We start from the raw sequence: 19,724 nt of genomic DNA on the forward strand, positions 1-19,724 counted from the left end.
AATTCCAATAACAGCAAAGTTTTCATTAGTTTAATCGAGCAGGTGTTTTATATTAAGCAATACGCTGCTCAGGTGGTTGTTTTTTAACAAAGGGTTTCATCACATGGATTAAATCTGTTACATCATCTGGTGTAAACAGACCATCTAAGCTTGCAGGATGTACCCCAGTAAATGGTGCTTCATATAATTTATCAATAATGATGCCGCCATTTTGAGAAATGTAAGCTTGCAATAAATTTAAAAATTGCACTTGTCGAGCAGTCAATTGCGGATGATTGTATAAAAAATCTCTAAAGTGTTGCTCCACCGCCTTAGGATCTAAACCAACAATCTCTTGAATAGTTAAATGCAATTCGGCTGCTGTACGACCATAAAACTTGTTTAGCACGTCAATTTCAATGTTCGGATGTTCAGACAATACAGTCGAAGTGAGCATCTGTAATTCACCTTCTTCGACTGGTTGTTGCTGACGGATTTTTTGCAAAACAGTGTTGCCTTCAATCATTTGATCTAGGATTTCTTTCAGCTTTTTACGGTACAACATTGCTTCGTTGTTGCTGAGTTTAATATCTTTCTCAATGATTTGAACTTCACCATCTTGAGTTGTCGTCGTTGGCGTGTCCCAAGCACCACCTGTTGTGTTCCCTGCTTGCTTAAACTGCATCAATAAACGCAGTTCTAAACGCAGTTGCTCTAGTGTACTTACTGTAATATCTGACCAATAGGCATTGGTTTGCACTGCCTTAATCAGCTCTGCCTTTTGTCGAACCGCCTGAATATTTACAGCCAGCGATGAAATTTCTGTCAGCACTTGTGCTTTATAGGTTTCATATGAGCTAGATTTGCGAATCAAACTCTCTTGAGTCTGTGCAATCAGCTTATCAAATGCAATTGCCTCTTTTTCTTTCAGTACACGTGCATCCATTAAGGGTACAATTTTGTCCAATAAAATATGTTGTGTGGCAGCACTAAACTCTTTAATCAACTGGGTTTGTTGTAACTGATGTACAATTCGCAAATGTTTTTTGACCGATATGCTGTCATTCGGCAAATCATTGATATCAGCGGCAAGTAGATGAGTTGCAATCTCAAAACCATCAATGTCACTATGAACTAAAGCGGCTTTAGCAAAATTCAATCGAGCAAGGAAAGTCGACTGCAATAACGAAACCGATTTAACATCTTCAGGCTCTTCATATTTCTCTTCAAAATATTTAAAGTTGCCATAATGATCGAAAATCAAAAATTCTTTTTTATCCTTGCCTGGACCAAATAAATTTTCACAAAGACGTGTACCACGACCAATCATTTGCCAGAATTTCACCCATGACATGACAGGTTTAGCAAAAACCAAATTTACAACTTGTGGGACATCAATGCCTGTATCGAGCATATCCACCGAGATGGCAATTCGGAAATCATTATTAGGTTCTTTAAACTCAGTAATGAGACTATCTACTTTATGAATCTTGTTGTGAATGACCTTACATACCCGTGCACCATGCTGAGGGTAAAGCTTACAAAACAGTTTTTCTAGATGTTCAGCATGGTCCTGACGCTGAGCAAAGATAATCGTTTTACCAATCAAACTGCCGTTGGCATCTTTGATGCCGTTTTCCATCAGATTTTCTAAAATATATGTATCTGTGGACTCACTAAAAATCTTCTTACCAATTTGACTGCCTTTAATGGTGGTTTGTTTAGCAACATCTTCACCTAAATCATCCTCAAGCTGTTTCTGTTGCTCTGCAGACAATTGGTTATAGTGGATGCCATCACGTAAAAATTCCGTCGTCACATCTTTGACTTTAAATGGAACCAAGTACGGTGGTTCATTTTCAATGGCTTTATCTAGTCCAAATTCAAAAGTCGGTTGCGTATCATGACAGTCAAACATTTTAAACGTGTTACGACTGATAAATTTCACAGGTGTAGCAGTCAAACCCACTTGCAGTGCATCAAAGTAGTCAAATAAATCTTTATAACGATTATAAATACTGCGGTGACTTTCATCGGCAATGATTAGATCAAAGAAACCCACATCGAACTGGGCAAAGCGATTCATCATACCTGGATAAGTCGCAATATAAATACGAGAATCAGTGGGTACTTTATTGGTTTCACCAATCACACAACGAGGCTCACTTCTCAAGAAGTCCTTAAAGGCATCATCTGCTTGCTTACGTAGTTCCCGACGATCACATAAAAATAAAATACGCTGCGCCCAATGTTCACGAATAAGTAATTCCGATAAGGCAATTGCTACACGAGTTTTACCCGTACCCGTGGCTTGAATGATTAAAGCTTTACGACCTTGATCTTGGAATTTACGACTTAAGGTTTTAATGGCTTCAATTTGATACGGACGCTCAACAATGGATAAATCTGGATTATTGCGCTCTAATTCTTTATTGGCATATTGATGTTGAAAACGTAAATTTGCCAAGCTATCACGGCTATAAAAACCATAAATTTGGCGGTAGCTACTATATCGCGCATCGTCCCAAATATAAGTTTCATAGCCATTACTATAAAAAATAACTGGACGCTTATAGCCCATATCCTCCAAGGCATCTGCATATTGTCGTGCTTGTTCTCGGCCCTGATGCACACTAACACTGGCTTTTTTAGCCTCTAAAACCGCAATAGGTTGACCCTCTAAATCAAAAAACACATAGTCAACAAAGCCTTTTTTCCCATCTCTCATATCTACAGGAAATTCAAGCTGAACCTGTTGAGTATCAGTAATGTCCCAACCAGCAGTTAACACCATATTATCAATGATAAATTTACGCGTCTTTTCTTCATTCCACTGTAAACTGTGGGCGACATCGGTACTTCTCGCACGTTTTTGTTGAGCGAGTTCGGTACTGATTTTTTCTATTTTGAGATTCTTTAAACGCTCTTTATCTAATTCTTCTCTTAATTTTTGATTCTCTTCATACTGTAAACTGAGCTCTTTTTCAGTCGCAGAATTTTTTTCAATATTTTTAAACGTAGGTAGAGCTTCATGAGGTACTTTCTGATAGTTCACCATCAGATATTGCCCAATCCCAAAGGCTGTACCTAAGCAGGCAAAAGCTGTTTTTTGGCTCCCCAAAGCCCCATGCGCCGTCAAGTTACCTTGTTGGCGTAAGTAATCGAATTTATACAGCAGCGACGGTGTAATACTATTTTGAAAATCCGAAGCAAAGAGTAGATCTGCAAAATTTGCTTTTGCTATACGGGGCAATGATTCGAACTCATAAATTGACTTCACCACCTCTTCTGCAAAAGAGCGCAACCGCGTGGTTGTACTGCCTGGATCTGTATAAATCACAGCTTCCGCAAGCGCGCCTAAATCTGCCAAAAGTGGATAGTTTTCTCTTAGAAACTCGAAATTCTGAGATTGCATCACAGCCCTCAATTATAATTTATTTATATAAAGTCAATAGCTTAGTAATATAAGCTGCTATATACAATCCTAAGCAGCCTATATTGTTCAAAATAAGATCTGAATTTAACAATCTTCATTTGAGAGCAGAATCAAATCTTGAAATTTAAATTCCATCTTCCACCTTTCACCCAATCTCCGGCAGCCTGTAAATAAAATTCTTTATCCTGACTACCACTACTGATTAACTTATAACTCACACCACACTCAGGATGAGTACATTCCGCAATAAAAGTTTGATTTGATATTCGAGGTTCAAATTCAGCCTTAGATAAACACACAGGACAGTTCGTGAAATTTAAGTAATGATCATGCTGCTCTCGAATCACACGGTAAATATTCTCTGTATTTGCAGCGTAACAAGCTGATTCTAAAGAACTTAACTGCTGAGAATTAAGCACATTCACCAATTGCAGTTCATCTTCTTTGTTTACAATATAAGCATGTAGCTCCAGTTCATTTTTAACTGATTGAGGTACTCTACCTAAGTTCAATTTTTTTGAATATGATTGCAAAAGAGGCTTATAAATCCATCCCAAGACAATAACGATAAATTTTTCAATAGCCTCAAAATTAAACGGATTCGTCCATACGAATCTATCGCATTCCTTAAATGTATCTTGAATACCTAATGAAAAAATAACAAGATTTGGATTATGCTTTAACTCATCCAAAATATTCTCATGGCTATCGTTGGCGATTGGTACAATATTTAATGTGTCATGCGGTGAGGTAATTTTCCAAATTTTCAATTCTGCATCAAATTTTAAAACACAACTTATATTTCCCCTTTTCAAGGAATAATAAACACTTGGATCGAGCGATTTTGAAATGTGAAAGCCCAAGCTAGAGAAAGCCTGTAAAATAATGAGTAAGCTATATTCCTCAACATAATGAAGCTGAAAACTCCAATAAGCTTCTAGCTTTTCCTTAAAACTTGGTGTTTTATTTTTCTGTTCGTACAAAGTCGCCCATAAGCGATTTAAATGTCGATAATGTTGATCATAATTTAAAATATTGGTTTTATGTAGCTGATCGGCTACTTTTCGATGTGGTGGTGGGATTTGTACATATAAACCAGATGATTGCAGTGTCTTAATGGTCGACAACAACTGCTGATTATAGAGAATGGTTTCTTCTAGTTGAGAGAGGATATTTTCTGTTTCATCTGCTGTAAGATTATCTGCCCAAAGTTCACATAGCTCATTTCTCAACTTATAATACGTTTCTGATGAATCACCTAAATTTAAAGCTGCTTGTAAATTAGATTGCTGTTGTACTAAATCATTTAGACGCGACGCAATATAAAATCTCAACTTATCAAGCAATTGTGCAAACACCTTATTTTCATAGATAAGTAGTTCGTCATCACTCACTTTCGCAAGTACTTTCTTCGGTCTAATCCCGACCAAACTGCGTTGCTGCCACGTTTCAGAATGTCCAGCCAAATAACGGTGAGCATTATTTGAAATTTTTTTCGCACGACTGACATCAACGAGTTCTTCGTCATAGCGCATATCCATACGAGGATTATAGGCAATATGATGCAAATGCCCTTTTTCTATGACCTCTTGCAGCATTTCCTCTAAAGGCTTTAATTGGGTTTCCGAATCAAACACACTATTTGGTACAAGCGGATTTGGTAAATCGTGAAAAGACTCACGAATACAACATTCTCGGACAAGCTCCCCTATATATTGAATTGATTCAGCAATGGTCAGCGTTATCTCAGGCGTATGCGTATGTAAATTTTTACTTGAGTTCAGTCGAATAGAGCCTCCATCAGCAAATAAAAAACTGAATTTCGGAAGAGTTAAAGACTGAAGTTCCCAATCGGTAGCTAATACATAGCGTTCAGGAACTATTGCATCAACATGCAATAGTTCCTCCGCCGCTAAAAATTGTTGAGTGAGTCGATCTATTAGTTTCATAGATTACCTTTTAAACGCTCAACATCTTGATTCAGTAACTCTAAGCTTATTACAGGCTTTTCACCTGCCAATCCAAGATCCTGCCAAGCATCTTGTAAACATGAAATGATATCTTCAATTTTCTCTGCACGAGTATCATAGCGACCGGTTACTTTACCCTTACGGAAAACCTTCGTTGCAAATAAATGATCAAGTGCTTCAGATACTGAGCCCCCCATTTCGATATATACAGGAATGAAACTATAAGCTTGACGTTCTAAACGATTCCCCCAACTGACACTGACTGCTTTCAAAGCATCTTCAAGCAGACTATTTTGTAATTGGGCGAAGATATTTTTCACGACTGCTTTATGTTTGTGTTGAGCTTGTTCGAAGCTTTGAATCAATGACGTAAATGAATACTGTTCGGTGTTTGCATAAGTGATATCAACCTCTTCTTCACTACGTTTGACTTCCATCACATGGGCACGATCGTAAGTTTTGTCGGCAAACTCTTTTGTGGTTTCATCATGATTGGCTGTACCAATAAACCAAACGTTCTGTGGAATTTTAATGGCGCGTTTATTAATAAATAACTCAGGGGCTTTTTCATTCGCGCTATCCAATAAATTAATTTCAGCACGATCTGGAGTTTCCATGAGTGATAGGAAATCCGCAAAATATTGTTCCGGCTGCGATAAATTCATTTCATCTAACAGAATGATTTGTAAAGTATCTTTGAATTTTGGCTGTTGGGCACGGTACAATGCTTGTAAAGCTTCTTTAGTATAAAAACGTTTTTCAAAAGCATTAAAATGACCTAATAAATCTTCACGATCACGCCATCCTGCTTGCACTCGAACAATTTCACAGTACTGTTTCTCTTGTCCTTCACCTGTCGCATTATTTATCGCTTTAGCAAATGCACGAGCTAAACTTGTTTTACCCGTTCCAGAAATACCTTGGAGCAAATGAAGCTTACTCATAGCTAAACCAGCAATGAATAAACGGATATCTTTTAGACTGTAATAAAACTTCTGTTTTGCAATATTCGACTGCATGATTGATACAAATCGCTGAAGCTCTGGGACAACTTGCAGTCCTCTTGCCTCACTTCTATAGATCTGATCCATTTCACTCAGACTCTTGAAGGGTAACTCACCTTGTTGCTTCTCTACTAGGTCATCAATCTGTGTCCGTAATTGGCCAATACTTGTATCTAGAACGCGTTTGTGCTCTTCTAAAACCCGCTTTTCTTGTTGTAGATGCTGTTTAGCCATGACACTCAATCGTGAGTTATTGAGTTCATTTTCTAAATCATTATTTCTTTGACGAAGCTCAAAAACTTGTGACTCTAAGTCATCGCATTTTTCTTCTAATCGCTCATTTTCTTCTTCCAAGCCTTCTTCTGTTCGCTCACTTAATTTAATTCGTAGTTCACGATTTCTTTCACGTAAAGCAGTCAATTCTTCTTGAATTTCAATTACACCCTGACCTTCAAGTTGTCTTTCCAAGTCGGCATATTGCTGTAATTTTCCTGTTAAGGTATCAATTTCATCTAAAGCCTGATTATGACTGTGTTCCAAACTTTCATTAGATGATTTTAATTTGGTGATCTGCACACTAAATTCACGTTGAATACTATTTCTCATCGCTTCAATCGTTGCTTCAAACTGATCTTTGTCATTTTTCAGCTGATTTTGTGCTTGTTCTATTTCAACTTGCTTCACAACAATTTCATGCTTAGCCTGAGCTAATTCTTGTTCCTGTTGCTCTTTTTCTTTTATCCACTCATTTTGTAATGCTTGGATTTCAGCTAGCTGTTGATTGAGTATTACTTTCTTTTCACTCATAAAACCTGCAATTGCTTCAGCTTCTTTGATAAGTAAGCTTTCCTCACGTTCAAGTATATTTTTTTCTTGGTCTGCTAAGCGCTGTGCAGTGTGTGATAATTTTTCTAGAGCTTCAGTTTGTAGACGGTCTAATTCCTCTCGCTTATCTTCTAAGGCCTTTTGCTTTTCTATAGCAAAGCCTAGCTCAGCATTTGCTTTAAGTTCTGCTAACTCAGTTAACTGCTCTTGTAACTTTAATTGGTCAGATTTTAGAGCTGATTTTTCAGATGCAATTTTTTTATTTTCTTCCAAAAGTTCAGTTTTTTTAAACTCTACATCAATCTCAAGTTGTTTTAGTACTTGTTCATGTTTTTGAAGACGATTCTCTTGTATCATCAAGTGCTCATCTTCATCCGCAAGTAGCTTTACTTTTTCTTCATAATCCGCTTTTATAAGGCGTTTTTCTTCTATAGCCGATTCTAATTTTTGCAGTGCATCTTTCACTTCTTGACGCAATTGTTCGTCACGCGCCAATAGTTCTTCTTTCTCTTTATCAACAACAACACCTGTCACTTGCTGAAATAAGGGTGAAATAGACACTTTTTCTTTCATATCCACTTGAGTAGAAGGAATACCCGTATTCTGATAACGATTTGTTTTTTTTGATGCTTTTGCCATTTAAATATTACGCCTCAATTGCTGTATAAAATGAAATCCAATCCAAAGTAAATTCGGATAGATTTAATGCTGTTGATATATCGACTTCTTCGCCAGAATCATGACTGCCTTGATTACGTCGCTCACATATTTCTATGAGTTGTTGTAGATCTTTCTGATATTGTTTTCGAAGAATTAATGGATGCTGTTGATATTCCGCCATACATAATAAATTTGAGACAATTAGCGGTTTTAAAGACACGCCTACTTGAGGGAATCTCCCTGCAGAATATCCGTTTGCACTAAAGACATGTGACGAATTAACTGTTTTAATTTTTTCCAAGAGATCTTCAGAAAAATACTCGCCCACTTGTAACATTAAAACAGTTCTCATTTGCTCACGGTTTAACTGTTTAGGGGTCGTATTTGCATGCTTATGTTTCCATTGACATAACATATGTTTAAAGCATGCCTCTAATGCCTTTTGACATTGACTCAATAAATCATCAATATCGTAATAATTACCCTTATCTTCCAAATTTTTCTTTCGTGTGAGTAGCCTTTTCAAATGTTGTGAAAGATTTTCAATGCGTTCGGAAAATGGGAAATCCACAGACAGTTCAAATGATATTTCTTCTAATAAACGAGCCTCAAACTCGTCTATCGTTTCATCATTACTAATATCCTGTTTTAAATATCTTTTGATCTTCTTAGAAAAGCCCTGATGTTGCATTGCTAGATCGAAATGTAAGTTTTGTATCCATTCATCATATTTTGAGACATGACATGGATCTTGTAACTGACAGATGTGTGATGAATCCAAACTTTCTTCTAAGTGCGATAAAATAAAGCAAGCTTCTGGTTTTTGAGAATGAAACTGATAGTTTTTTAAATTGTTACCATCTACATATTTAACCTTTTCATCCTGGTCACGCACTAAAGTTCCACGCATCGCCATGTTATGGTTTTTGATGGCTTGCGTGATTTTGTAATGTGTGGGTACTGGAGGATCTTTGATTTCTCTAGGCTCAACAAGAAAAACACTGATCGAATTACCTGAATCGCGACTCCCTTGAATATAAATATTAGAATTGATCTCGTTTACATCTATCAATGCGAGATCATTGGGAATAAGGCGATCCCACAATTTCCCTGTAATTGCGTCTTGTACTAAATAATAAGCTTGCAAGTCTTCACTACGATCTATTTCATTCTCTAAGATCTGCATCCCGTCAATAGTCAGCGTAATTTTTTTATCATGATCATACTTAATCCAGCCATTAGGCTCTAATTCAGTATCGATAATAAGATGAATAAGCTCTACATCTACACCAATCCAATTCGCGAGCTCTTGACGATCCTGCCTACCTATATGCAAGAGTTCTAAAAGAGTCTTTTGAAACACATTAATATTCGTTGTTTTTCCTGCAGCTGGTGCCCAAATTCGCCAAATCCAGATTGGCAAAAAAACCATATTTTTTTCAGCTTCCCCTTTGGGAAAAGCATCATAATAAGATAAAAATTGGTTAGAAAACTTTGCCATGTTGACCTCCACATAGCTTTAAAAATGCAGGTAAAGCAGGCACTGCCTCTTGAGTTGCAGGATGTTCGACCAATTCTTTATCTCCTGTGACAATCAATAAAGAGCGTTGACGGCTGAGTGCAACGTTTAAGCGGTTATCCACCCGCAAAAAACCATAAGCACGTGTCAGCACTTCATCCTTCTCAAGGTCATCTAATCTCTCGACATTAAATTCATTCGGCAAAGTACGTACCAAAGAGACAAAAACCACATCAAATTCTTTACCTTGGAAAGCATCAACAGTACCTATGCGTAAACGTTCGTCCCCAATATTTTTACCACTTGAAATCATTCGGTAATTTTCAGTGATTTTATTTCCAACTGTTAATCCAATTTGAGGATTTTCCATGGCTTTAAAAATGGATTGAATCTGACCACTATAAAAACTAATCACACCGACACTTAACTCGGGCTTTTCATCCAAAATTCTTTTTGCTTCTTGAGCAATCCATTGTGCTTCACTTGGGCGGTGCCAACTTGTACCAAACCTTTGTTGTTTCTCATGTGAAATTGATTTAAATCCACAAACTAAGTCTTCATATCCACTTATCGCATGAATAAAATCTGTCTCTGGTCTACCCGACTTAATTGCAGGTAATTTATGATTTTCGTAAAAGTTTTTACTAATAAAATCACCCAAAATAGGATGCATACGGAATTGGGTATCAAGCATAACGACACGCTGAGGCTGCTGCTTTTCTTCCTCTAAACGTTGCATATTTTCAACGAGACGTTGAAACAGGCTCTGCTCTAGCATTTCACGCTGTACTGTTTTCCAATCCTCTTGCTGTGACAGTTCTTTTTCAATTTTATCATCCAACATGTGTGGTAATTGGCGATGATCTCCCACCAATATCAAACGACGTTTTGCCATTGCCATTGGGATCATAATATCTAGTGGTGTCGCTCTTGCAGCTTCATCGACAATAACGTTTTCAAAAACAATCTTATTGTCGAAAAGTTTTAGATCTTGCATAGCATTACCCGCTGCTTGCTGACAAGTTGCTGCAAGTACAGCTGTATAATGAGCAATAGCTTCTCGAATATCACCGGCAGAGGTCATTAAATGATAACGGTACTTATCTAAGGTCATTAAATGAGCTAATGTTTTTGACTTTTTAGCTTTATCATGAATATCTTTAAGTAAGTCATCTAATTTTTGACAAGTATTCTCATCTAACAAACGCTGTATATTTGCCGGTCTAAAATCAGGTAAACATCGATCAAGAAGTTTGTTTTTTAATTCAATTAATGCTGAAAAATCAATATCTTCACTGGCATTTAAATTCAAATGAATAAAGTGCTCTAGAACCTTTTGCTCTTCAGCTAATAAAATCGTTTGTGTTTTTTCTTGCTGTTTAAAAAGCTGTAATGAAGCCAGCACTAAACGGCATCGTTGCACACCGTCATCGACAAAACTTGATTTTTTTGTGCGCAATGAACTTAGAACTGGATAAAGTTCCATCATTTTGGTTGCAACAGACAAAGACTGTTTCGGTTTTTTGAAGTCCTCCCACCATTGTTTTAAATCATGAGATAAATAAATATTATATTTTCCAGATAATTGATCCAAAACACTTTGAATTTCTACAATACTTTTTTCCTTCTGCTCTGTATGACCAAATCTTAATTTGAGAACCTGCTCTTCTAAATTACGATATAAATTTATAAAGTCATTGCTTTCAATTAACTCTTTTATATCTTTTTGGATGGGGGTAGCCCATTTTTCAATTGTATCAACACCATGAAGGTCTTCATCTTCATTGCTAATTTTTCCACCTATCCGTAAACCAGCAATACCCATCACATTACTGCGATCTACAACGTTATCCACTGCATCGTGCTGATAACTCGTGAGTAAGATGCTACGTTGAATCGACTCATTGGATAACTCAGTGATACGTTGTTGCAATGCAGTAATCACCTGTGTTTTACCAGTTCCAGGCGGACCAATAATAATAATCAAATCTGAACTATTTAAACCCAGTTCTATCGCTTCTTGTTGCTTAATCGTCGGTCGACCGCCTTTAAACAGCGCTTTGGTTTTAGTACTCTTCCATTTTTCTTTTCGCAAAGTTCTAGCAGATGTTTCTACCTCTACACCTTGTAATAGGCCGTGTAAACGTGGCATTGGATTTCGGCGACTCGTAATTAAATTAAGAGCATCCTGCTGTCGCTTACGTTGAATATTGAGCGCGAATATAGATAAAAACAGAAAACCTTGCTTGTTATTCTGATTCAATGGTGGATGTCGATCTCTTTTTTCTGCGAATTTCAATAAAATACGTTTATTTTTTGGCTCAATCTGAATGATGTCTGCCCGCCAAGATTTTTTTTCAACATTTAAGCCAGTTTCTTTAACATCCAATTGATTATCCAACCAATCGGCAATCGTCAAACTTAATTGGACCTGCTCATCTTTCTTTCGATCTAAACGATCCCATTTTTGTTCAAAATCTAATAATTTTTCTCGATCTTCAACATAAACATACCAATAACCTGTTTTGTGGGCTGGTTCATAAGCACAATACTTCAAATAATTAATTTGATTTGCACGACGAACTGCATCCTCCCATTGGGCATTGCTATACTGTTTCCAAACATCAATATAGTCACCATGTTGAGCGGTATGTTCTTTTAAAGCAATTTCATGAGATAAATTGTCCATTTTTTTTGCGATTGAATGATCTTTGAATTGCAACTCACCCTGTAATGCAACTAAACGATAATTCCCTCTAGGGCGTTTTTTACTAATTTTATCAACTTGCCAATAACCCTGAATTGCCTTAATTTCTAACTGATGATTCTGGCCAATCAATAGAATTTGATGTGCACTCTGATTGGTATAAAAAATCGAAAATGCCATAGATTTGGAGTGATCAAGTCCAACTAAAAACTCTTCTGTTAACCAATCAATTGCAAGTTGAATATCATTCTGTGCAATTTTTCCATCATCTGCGAGTACATGTGCAATTGCTTCATCAATCACAATATCTAGATCTAAAATTGTACGTGCTTCTGGCACAAAGCCCGATAGAAATATCTTTGTATTTTGTTTATGTGTAAAAAACCACAAACCATTTTGGCTGATTAATTCTTTTGCTGATGATGCTGTAATAGAACTGGTTGAGTTCAATTCTATAGGGTAAATATGGTTTTCAAATTCTAAATAACATTGTTCATCTTCTAAAAATAAGTGAACTTGATGATTTTCAGAAATATCTAATTTTTCCAAACACTCAGCTTGCACTACTTGTAGCTGAGCAAGTTTAAACTCATGTAATTTCATAGCACTACCAAGAGAAACGCCAAAAGAATGAATGCGTTTTTTCACTATTCATTTGCAAAGAAGAATGTGTAATCAAAAGGTCTTTATCACCTTTTTGATGGTTTTTTAATATCTGTGTTTTATGTAAAGTATATGATTTTGATCCATCTACATTTTGGAGGATGGCATGCTCACCTTCTTCAGGCGTAATTTTTAATCCATCATCGGTTAAGGCAACCCTAAACCAAGGTTTACTCTGTTCATTGTTAAAAGAACTATGAGACTCATGATAAATAGCCTTCTCTTGTCCTAAACTTAAAAACAATTGCTCAGAACTAGCAAACCAAGGCTGTTCAGCCATCAATGGATCTTGGTCATAGCCCCAATATCTTAAGCGTATATATTCGGTTTTATCTTGGAGAGTATTACAAAATGGGCAATTCACTCGCTGATTTACAATAAAACTACTACGGCAGTCTTTTTCCTGACAAAGTAAAACCAAGGATAATGTTCTGTTTAATTCATAATGCCATTCAGCCATTGTCGGGCGTTCATGTAATTTTTCTGCTAAACGGCTGGATCCAAAACAACGTTGAAATAGATTAAATAATCGTTTATTTAACATTCCAAACACAGGAAAACCTGCCACGGCTATTTTATTTGAGTCATCTTCAACATCAAATACCCAAGGAAACTCTCCTCGAGCAGCCTTTTCTTCTGCAATATCTGGATCTTCATCCTCGACAGCAATTCCATGATTGAACGGATGAGTATGTGTTAATAACTGAAGTGCAATGACTGCAAATGACCATGCATCTGTTTGTATATTTGTACCTGTTTCATTACGAATAAGTTCAGGTGCGGCATAACCTTTGGTATAGAAATGATGTTGATTCGATTGTTCCGCATAATGAATATTGTCTGCATCAATTAACCATACTTGATGATGTTCAATTGAAGTGGATACAAAAATATTATGAGGAGACAAATCCCCAAAAGCCAAGCCTTTACCATGCAACTTAGCTAAAGTTTCAGCAAGTTCTTTTAAAATTAGTAACCGACGTGCAAAACTACCTGTATCTCTATACTTGATAATATCAAGTTGCCCTTCTAGGGTGTACATACGCTCTATTTGTGAGGAAAGTGACTCTAAGCCACCCATAAGTTCCATCACGTAGCCAGTGCGATTTTTTAATTGTAATAAACTTAGAGGTAAAGCAATTTTTAACTCACGTAGTGGTAAACGCATAACGTTTTGAAATTGTTTACGCACTTCTTTTAATTGATTTTCTGGAAGCTTATTTGTAATTTTTACAACCAAATTAGCATGATCTGTTTTTAAAACCGTACCTTGACCACCCTCTCCAATCTTTTCTATGAGCGTATAGGTAGCTCCTTGAAGGTCTTTAACTGTTATTTGTTTTGCATTCATCATTTTTCATTTTTTCCAAAAAACTATTCCGATACTTTTATCATCACTATGTTGAGGCGTTTGCCAGTTATTTAGCTCATCCTGTATATACTTTTTTAATCGCCTCACACTTTGCAATGTAGCTTTTTGGATCAACATGGACGTAAAGAGCTGCTCATTAAATAAATCATCACTTATCCCGTCTGTCAGTAAAACGATGCCGTGTTTTTGACTGGTTAAATAAATTTTTTTATAAGCCCAATCATCCCATTTTCTTGAATAACCCAAGGCATTGGTCTGATTACTGAATAAATCATCAGACTTCAAACCTACATGGCCAAAACTGTCTGATTGATAATAAATAGCACCATCTCCCAATTGAAACAGGCGCACTTCTCCCTGTCCATTTCCCCATGCAAATAAACAAGTCGTCGCCGCATCAATCGGTAAAATATTTTTTTCTTTCAACAGTTTTAACCAGTGTAGGTATATTTTCTTCGCTACTTCTTTTTCAGCTAAAGAAAAATCGCAATGCTTTAAAACTTCACATACCGACTGACAAGCTAAGAATGACCCGATATGAGATAAAGGTTTGGATCCCATACCATCACACACAGCAATACACCAGTTATTCTTCCAGAACCGGTGCATCACAGCATCTTGATTAGATTTTTTTTCACGTAGGTTGCGTGGACCAATCACTGAAACTGAACATAGTGATAAATACATGATTAAAAATCACTTAGATCCAATTCATCATCTGGTAATTTCGAAAAGTCTACCGTAGGAAGTTGATTAGGGGTGTTGCTCTGAGAACGACTACTGACGCTCATACTGACAGCTCTAAAGAAACGATGTATCTCTTTTGCATTGTGTGCTTCAAATACTTCAGATGCTTCTAAATCATTCACGAATGCCTTTAACATATTTTTATCGGCACCTGCTCCTATGGCCATTGCCATACGTGATGCTTTTTGTGCCCTATCAGAATTTTTCAACTTATTAAATGAAGTCTCCCAATTGTCTGTTGGAACACCATCAGAAATTAGAACAATTGTTGGTTTATAAGCACGACTAGGAATAATTTCCTTGTTTTCAATCATTTCTAAAGCCAACTCAAAAGCGCCACCCATTGGTGTTCCACCTGAAGCAACCAAATCACTTGTTTGATTAATTTGCCATGCAGGTGTTAAAGGTACATGCACCTCAGCTTTTATACCGCCAAAAGTAATAATAGAGACCTGAATTTCAGCATTTAAACGACTTTCTTTAGATAACGTACTGAGTAAATCCTTTAAAGCAGCATTTAGTGCTCCAATATTGTCATCTTGTGTCATGCTTCCACTTACATCAGCCAAAATAATGACTGGTAAAGGCCGTGCTGTTGCTACAGTAAATTGTTGCATTACCATTTCACACCCTCAAAATATTTATATTTCACATGCTTATTCAAGTATTATTTATTGCATAATTATATTGGTTTCAACAATACAATTCATAATTTTCTATTGACCATTTGGTCTAATTTCAAATACACAGTACCTGGACTATAAGCTTGATTTTCCAATAACTCTAAACGTTAAATTAAACCTTGAAGCAGATACTCTTTTCCGCTTAGGAACAGCATGTTCCCAAAAATGTTGCATTTCACCTGACATAATTAGTAAGCTACCGTGTTGTAATGGCACGGTAAATTTAAGCTGATGATTATCTTTATGACGCACCTGAAAATCCCGTGTTTCTCCAAAGTTAACAGACGCAATTATCGGGTTTTTACCGAGTTCTGGCTCATCATCTGTATGCCAGTTTAAATAGTCCTCGCCATTTCGATACCAATTCATTAAGACGCTATTAAATTGTGTACCAGCAACCTTTTCAATTTGCTCTTTGATATACAGCAAACCTTTATTCCACGGATTCGGCTGTGACAAGATGCCTGAATACTTATAGGCTTTACCCTCATCTCCATACCAACTAGTCAATCTTGGCAAAGGAATCTTTTTACCATAAAGATTAATAAAATCCTGCTTCCACAAAATGTTTTTAAATTTTATCTTTTTAAGATCTTCAGGTTGAATTTCACTCCAATCCGCCTGATGAGCTTCATAAGTATCATTTTCTAAAAAATATTCGACTGAACGATCACTGATTTTTTGAGAAAAAAACTGAGGTGCATAAAACAATTGACCATTCGGAATATGAATGACAAAGCCTTGACGCACTTCATCCCACTCACTAGAACACCCAGTAGCTTGATGGAGAGTAAGTGGAAGCTCTCTAATTGGCTTTTCAATTAAAGCATCAAATAAATCATTCATTTTAGTTAATCTCAATCTTCAAGCAAAAGTAAACATGATTCATATTTTTTTCATCACTAAAACACTCAAATTTTGTACGAGAAATAGTCAAACTCTCATCTTGCTCGATATTCAATAAGGCTTTATACAATGATTCTAGGCGAGCAGTTCCGCCGTAGCAATTACGATCATTACTTACTGCAATAAGGTAATGCGTCCCACCCTTAGCTAAAATTTTATTAAATAACTTAAATTGATCAAAACCCTCAATATCCAAGATATTTGAGAAAATATGAACATTCATATTATCAGTATTAATGTTTAAATGATTTTCCTCAACATCATCCAATTCTTTTGCAAATGCTTGGATATTTAAATGAGGTAGCTTACATTCCAATATGCTCTTTGCACGTGTTAAAGCAATTTTAGAGGGTTCAATCAATGTGATTTGAGTGATCTCTTCCTGTAAACCCAATGTATTTTCAATTAAAAGTAAAGTTGCTAATCCTTGTCCACAACCATAGTCGTATAAGTGAATATCTTGATCATTGCTATCACTCAACATTTCAACAATATTCGGTACGACATGGTTCCATTGACGCTGGACCATTAAACCGTACGAATACAAATATTGATTCAGCAATGTTGGACAATCAATAATTGCACGACCACGATTTAAGCTTGATTGTGCATTCATATCTTGGCCAGCAAGCTTACGTAGTGATGAGAAAGTAAGACTTTTTGGTGTCATGATTTTTTGTTGTATTGCATTAATAACGACATCATTCATCTTAGTACCCTTTAAATATCTAATTTATGGGTACATGTTAAATAAACTGATTTGTGAACTTTAAATTTTGGAAGCTTATGTCAGGAATGCACAATTCAAATATGTAAATAGAATAAAGTACTACATATTTAGGCCTCAAGAGCTTATAAACAAACGTAAGCTTACGGCATGCCCTTCCAATACATATTAGATCACTCTATCTTTAAAATTATTAATTACAACAATTTGGTCTTTATCTATCGGTAAAGAGAAAGGAGTACTTCTACCATTCTGCTTTGGTATAATACGAGCCGCCAATTCATTACCTAGCTGTTTTTCTAAATGTTTTTTAAGTTTCGACTTGGTACTATCAAAAAAATCCTTGGTTATTTCAATATTCGTATCACCATCCTTCAACTCATCATAATGAATCAAATATTCCTCAGTAAGTTCACAAATATATTCTTGTTCAGCAAGGCTCATTTCTCCTTTATGAGACCCAGTAGGAGCTTTTAGACCTGCTTTACCTTGAATTTTATAATCAGCAAACCACATTAGAAGTGCCATTTCACGTGGTGGTAAATCTGCTTTGATAGAATTGTTGACCTGAATATATCGTTGAGTAACATTAATTTCTAAAGATAGTGTCTGATTCACCTGGTTAAGTTGTTCTATCACATCAGAAAATTGATAATTATTCATTCTTAATGGATGAGTAGTTGGCAAAGTGTTTCTTAAGCGCACGAAAGGAATGTTTGCTAAAAAGACTTTCGCATGTTGTGCATTCAAGTGTTCTTGGGAATTATATTTACCAACAAAATGTTCATAAGGTGTCGGATAATAAAAATTTGTTGCAAACTCAAACTCTTCTGATACTAAAACATGGGACATACTATCTTGCGCACGACCATAGAGGGATAGCGCATAGCCCGCATAGAAACCCATAGTTTTACGTCCACCAGCAATAGAGACATGTACTGTAGAACTTTCCTCGTCTGTAAATAGCTTAATTAAACGACAAGTTTCGTTTGCAGCAAGTTCATTATCATCTAGAGTCTTGAGATCTTCTAGCTCTTCACCATCACGAGTGATGACATGAACAGTGGAATCATCGAATTTGATATTGGGTAAATAAAAATCTTTAAGAAATTGTTCAAAAATTCTATCATTAAACAATCGAGATCGAATCTGAATTTTGCCTTTAGCAGTAGTCAGCACATGTATTTCAGTAGGCACCCATTTTTCACTAACTTCGGGATCTGCTGCCAAAGCATATAGTGTTTCCGTGATAATCTGTGGCGTCATTCCTGTCACTAAAAATAATATATTTTTTTGCATCAAATTTTACCTATATGCTAACTTGAATGAACTTTTGATTGATAGATCATAATGATGATCTATCTTAATTCTAAAATTTTTCGGGAAAATCATATAGTCTGTATCTTAATATACAAATAAGCACCAAAATTTCCTTAGCATCATTTTAGTTCATAACTATTTTCGGAAGATCACAATGTAAGCTTGCTAATCACAAAATCGTTGCTCTCTTTTTCCTATATTAAAGCCATAAAATATAAGTAAACGGTGCAAGCAAATGACAATCTACATGAATCCAGAGCAGTTATTTTTAGGTTTAACAAACCATGCTGTTCGACGTTCTTCTCAGCGTGGCATAAAGACCAAACATATTGCTAACTTATTAAAATTTGGTCGTAAGAATTATCAAAATGGAGCCATTTATTACAGTATTGGCAACAAAGAAATTGCAAAATACAAAAATATTTGTCCAGCACTGAAAGAAATGAATGGGATGCATTTAGTTTCATCAATAACAGGTGATGTTGTAACAATCTTTAGGAATAAGAATTTTCGTCTTATAAAATATTGATTTTAATAATGTTTAAATGGTATACAAAATTAGTTAATTATTCATATAAGTTACAAGTTTAATTAAAGAATAATTAACTAAAACACTTACATCAATCTTCTATCCAATTGAATTATAAAAATTAGTGAGTGGACTGCTCCCAGTATCCTAGACACGAAATAGCCTCATTTTGAAGCTGCCTCAAATGCTTCTGGGCTCATCTCAATGTTTGAGAACTGTATTACTTCAGGAGTAAGCGTCCGCTGAACCCCACTTTTCTTATTTTCTCAATATCCCGATAGTGTCCATTATTTATTAAATGGACATTATGTTTATGGCCTTAGACACTTTTATAGACACTGAACAAACGACAGAAAGAACCCGCAGAATCTTCGCAACTGATTTTAAACAGCACCTGGTCGAGCTTTGCCTGCAGCCAGACACATCGGTGGCCAAGGTGGCAATGCAACATCAGATCAATGCCAATCTGCTACATAAATGGATTCGCCAGTCCAGATCAATGGTCCCGGCATTAAAAAGCCCACCCAGTCCACAGACCGACTTTCTTCCCGTCATTCTTCACCCGACGCCAGTCAGACAAGAAGCACCTCTGCCACCTGACGCAACTAAACAAGAAACACCTCCACCACCTGTGCCGGAGAAGAATGCTGTCGCTCATATCAGGATTCCATTGCATA

The 19,724-nt window shown here is 36.2% G+C and carries 13 protein-coding genes; 2 read left to right on the top strand and 11 right to left on the bottom strand.

All coding sequences use genetic code 11. The features are described from left to right. Positions 1-52 precede the first annotated feature (52 nt). The 11 genes from E0409_RS14190 to csm6 all read right to left on the bottom strand — a co-directional run bounded on the left by E0409_RS14190 (position 53) and on the right by csm6 (position 18,497). Positions 53-3,394 (bottom strand): type I restriction endonuclease subunit R, encoded by a 3,342-nt coding sequence (locus tag E0409_RS14190; RefSeq protein ID WP_131291880.1) that lies wholly within the window; start codon positions 3,392-3,394, stop codon positions 53-55. Between the two features lie 131 nt (positions 3,395-3,525). Then, the gene (locus tag E0409_RS14195) at positions 3,526-5,364 is read right to left on the bottom strand and encodes a hypothetical protein (RefSeq protein WP_131291881.1); all 1,839 of its coding nucleotides are present in this window, start codon (positions 5,362-5,364) and stop codon (positions 3,526-3,528) included. After that, positions 5,361-7,853: an AAA family ATPase gene (locus E0409_RS14200; protein ID WP_131291883.1), complete on the bottom strand. Its 2,493-nt coding sequence runs from the start codon at positions 7,851-7,853 to the stop codon at positions 5,361-5,363. The genes E0409_RS14195 and E0409_RS14200 overlap by 4 nt, the downstream gene beginning before the upstream one ends. Before the next feature lie 7 nt (positions 7,854-7,860). Then, positions 7,861-9,375: a hypothetical protein gene (locus tag E0409_RS14205; RefSeq protein ID WP_131291885.1), complete on the bottom strand. Its 1,515-nt coding sequence runs from the start codon at positions 9,373-9,375 to the stop codon at positions 7,861-7,863. Then, positions 9,359-12,748: a DEAD/DEAH box helicase gene (locus E0409_RS14210; protein WP_252151823.1), complete on the bottom strand. Its 3,390-nt coding sequence runs from the start codon at positions 12,746-12,748 to the stop codon at positions 9,359-9,361. The genes E0409_RS14205 and E0409_RS14210 overlap by 17 nt, the downstream gene beginning before the upstream one ends. Beyond that, on the bottom strand, positions 12,708-14,114 hold the full coding sequence (locus tag E0409_RS14215; RefSeq protein WP_131291904.1) for a protein kinase domain-containing protein: 1,407 nt from the start codon (positions 14,112-14,114) through the stop codon (positions 12,708-12,710). Before E0409_RS14215 ends, E0409_RS14210 begins: the two co-directional genes overlap by 41 nt. Before the next feature lie 6 nt (positions 14,115-14,120). Beyond that, a complete protein-coding gene (locus E0409_RS14220) occupies positions 14,121-14,795 on the bottom strand; it encodes a PP2C family serine/threonine-protein phosphatase (protein ID WP_131291887.1) in 675 nt (224 codons plus the stop codon). A gap of 29 nt (positions 14,796-14,824) precedes the next feature. Next, positions 14,825-15,499: a vWA domain-containing protein gene (locus tag E0409_RS14225; protein ID WP_252151824.1), complete on the bottom strand. Its 675-nt coding sequence runs from the start codon at positions 15,497-15,499 to the stop codon at positions 14,825-14,827. Positions 15,500-15,640: 141 nt separating this feature from the next. Beyond that, positions 15,641-16,411: an alpha-ketoglutarate-dependent dioxygenase AlkB family protein gene (locus E0409_RS14230; protein ID WP_131291892.1), complete on the bottom strand. Its 771-nt coding sequence runs from the start codon at positions 16,409-16,411 to the stop codon at positions 15,641-15,643. Position 16,412: 1 nt separating this feature from the next. Beyond that, complete coding sequence (locus E0409_RS14235) at positions 16,413-17,180, bottom strand: class I SAM-dependent methyltransferase (RefSeq protein WP_131291894.1); 768 nt, start codon at positions 17,178-17,180, stop codon at positions 16,413-16,415. A 186-nt stretch (positions 17,181-17,366) separates the two neighbouring features. Beyond that, the gene (gene csm6 / locus E0409_RS14240; RefSeq protein WP_131291896.1) at positions 17,367-18,497 is read right to left on the bottom strand and encodes a CRISPR-associated ring nuclease Csm6; all 1,131 of its coding nucleotides are present in this window, start codon (positions 18,495-18,497) and stop codon (positions 17,367-17,369) included. A 268-nt stretch (positions 18,498-18,765) separates the two neighbouring features. Between csm6 and E0409_RS14245 the strand changes: the two genes are divergently transcribed. Next, positions 18,766-19,047: a DUF4258 domain-containing protein gene (locus E0409_RS14245; RefSeq protein WP_252151825.1), complete on the top strand. Its 282-nt coding sequence runs from the start codon at positions 18,766-18,768 to the stop codon at positions 19,045-19,047. Between the two features lie 313 nt (positions 19,048-19,360). Beyond that, a partial coding sequence (tnpA, locus tag E0409_RS16565) for an IS66-like element accessory protein TnpA (protein WP_131291900.1) occupies positions 19,361-19,724 on the top strand: 364 nt, incomplete at its 3' end.

It is taken from the genome of Acinetobacter sp. ANC 4862 (assembly GCF_004336635.1).
Taxonomy (GTDB): Bacteria; Pseudomonadota; Gammaproteobacteria; order Pseudomonadales; family Moraxellaceae; genus Acinetobacter.

Bases quoted from the DNA above. Each gene is read 5' to 3' on its own strand.
- E0409_RS14205 (WP_131291885.1), bottom strand. From the start codon at position 9,375: ATGGCAAAGTTTTCTAACCAATTTTTATCTTATTATGATGCTTTTCCC.
- E0409_RS14215 (WP_131291904.1), bottom strand. From the start codon at position 14,114: ATGAATGCAAAACAAATAACAGTTAAAGACCTTCAAGGAGCTACCTAT.
- E0409_RS14235 (WP_131291894.1), bottom strand. From the start codon at position 17,180: ATGAATGATGTCGTTATTAATGCAATACAACAAAAAATCATGACACCA.
- E0409_RS14190 (WP_131291880.1), bottom strand. From the start codon at position 3,394: ATGCAATCTCAGAATTTCGAGTTTCTAAGAGAAAACTATCCACTTTTG.
- csm6 (WP_131291896.1), bottom strand. From the start codon at position 18,497: ATGCAAAAAAATATATTATTTTTAGTGACAGGAATGACGCCACAGATT.
- E0409_RS14225 (WP_252151824.1), bottom strand. From the start codon at position 15,499: ATGCAACAATTTACTGTAGCAACAGCACGGCCTTTACCAGTCATTATT.
- E0409_RS14200 (WP_131291883.1), bottom strand. From the start codon at position 7,853: ATGGCAAAAGCATCAAAAAAAACAAATCGTTATCAGAATACGGGTATT.
- E0409_RS14245 (WP_252151825.1), top strand. From the start codon at position 18,766: ATGAATCCAGAGCAGTTATTTTTAGGTTTAACAAACCATGCTGTTCGA.
- E0409_RS14230 (WP_131291892.1), bottom strand. From the start codon at position 16,411: ATGAATGATTTATTTGATGCTTTAATTGAAAAGCCAATTAGAGAGCTT.
- E0409_RS14195 (WP_131291881.1), bottom strand. From the start codon at position 5,364: ATGAAACTAATAGATCGACTCACTCAACAATTTTTAGCGGCGGAGGAA.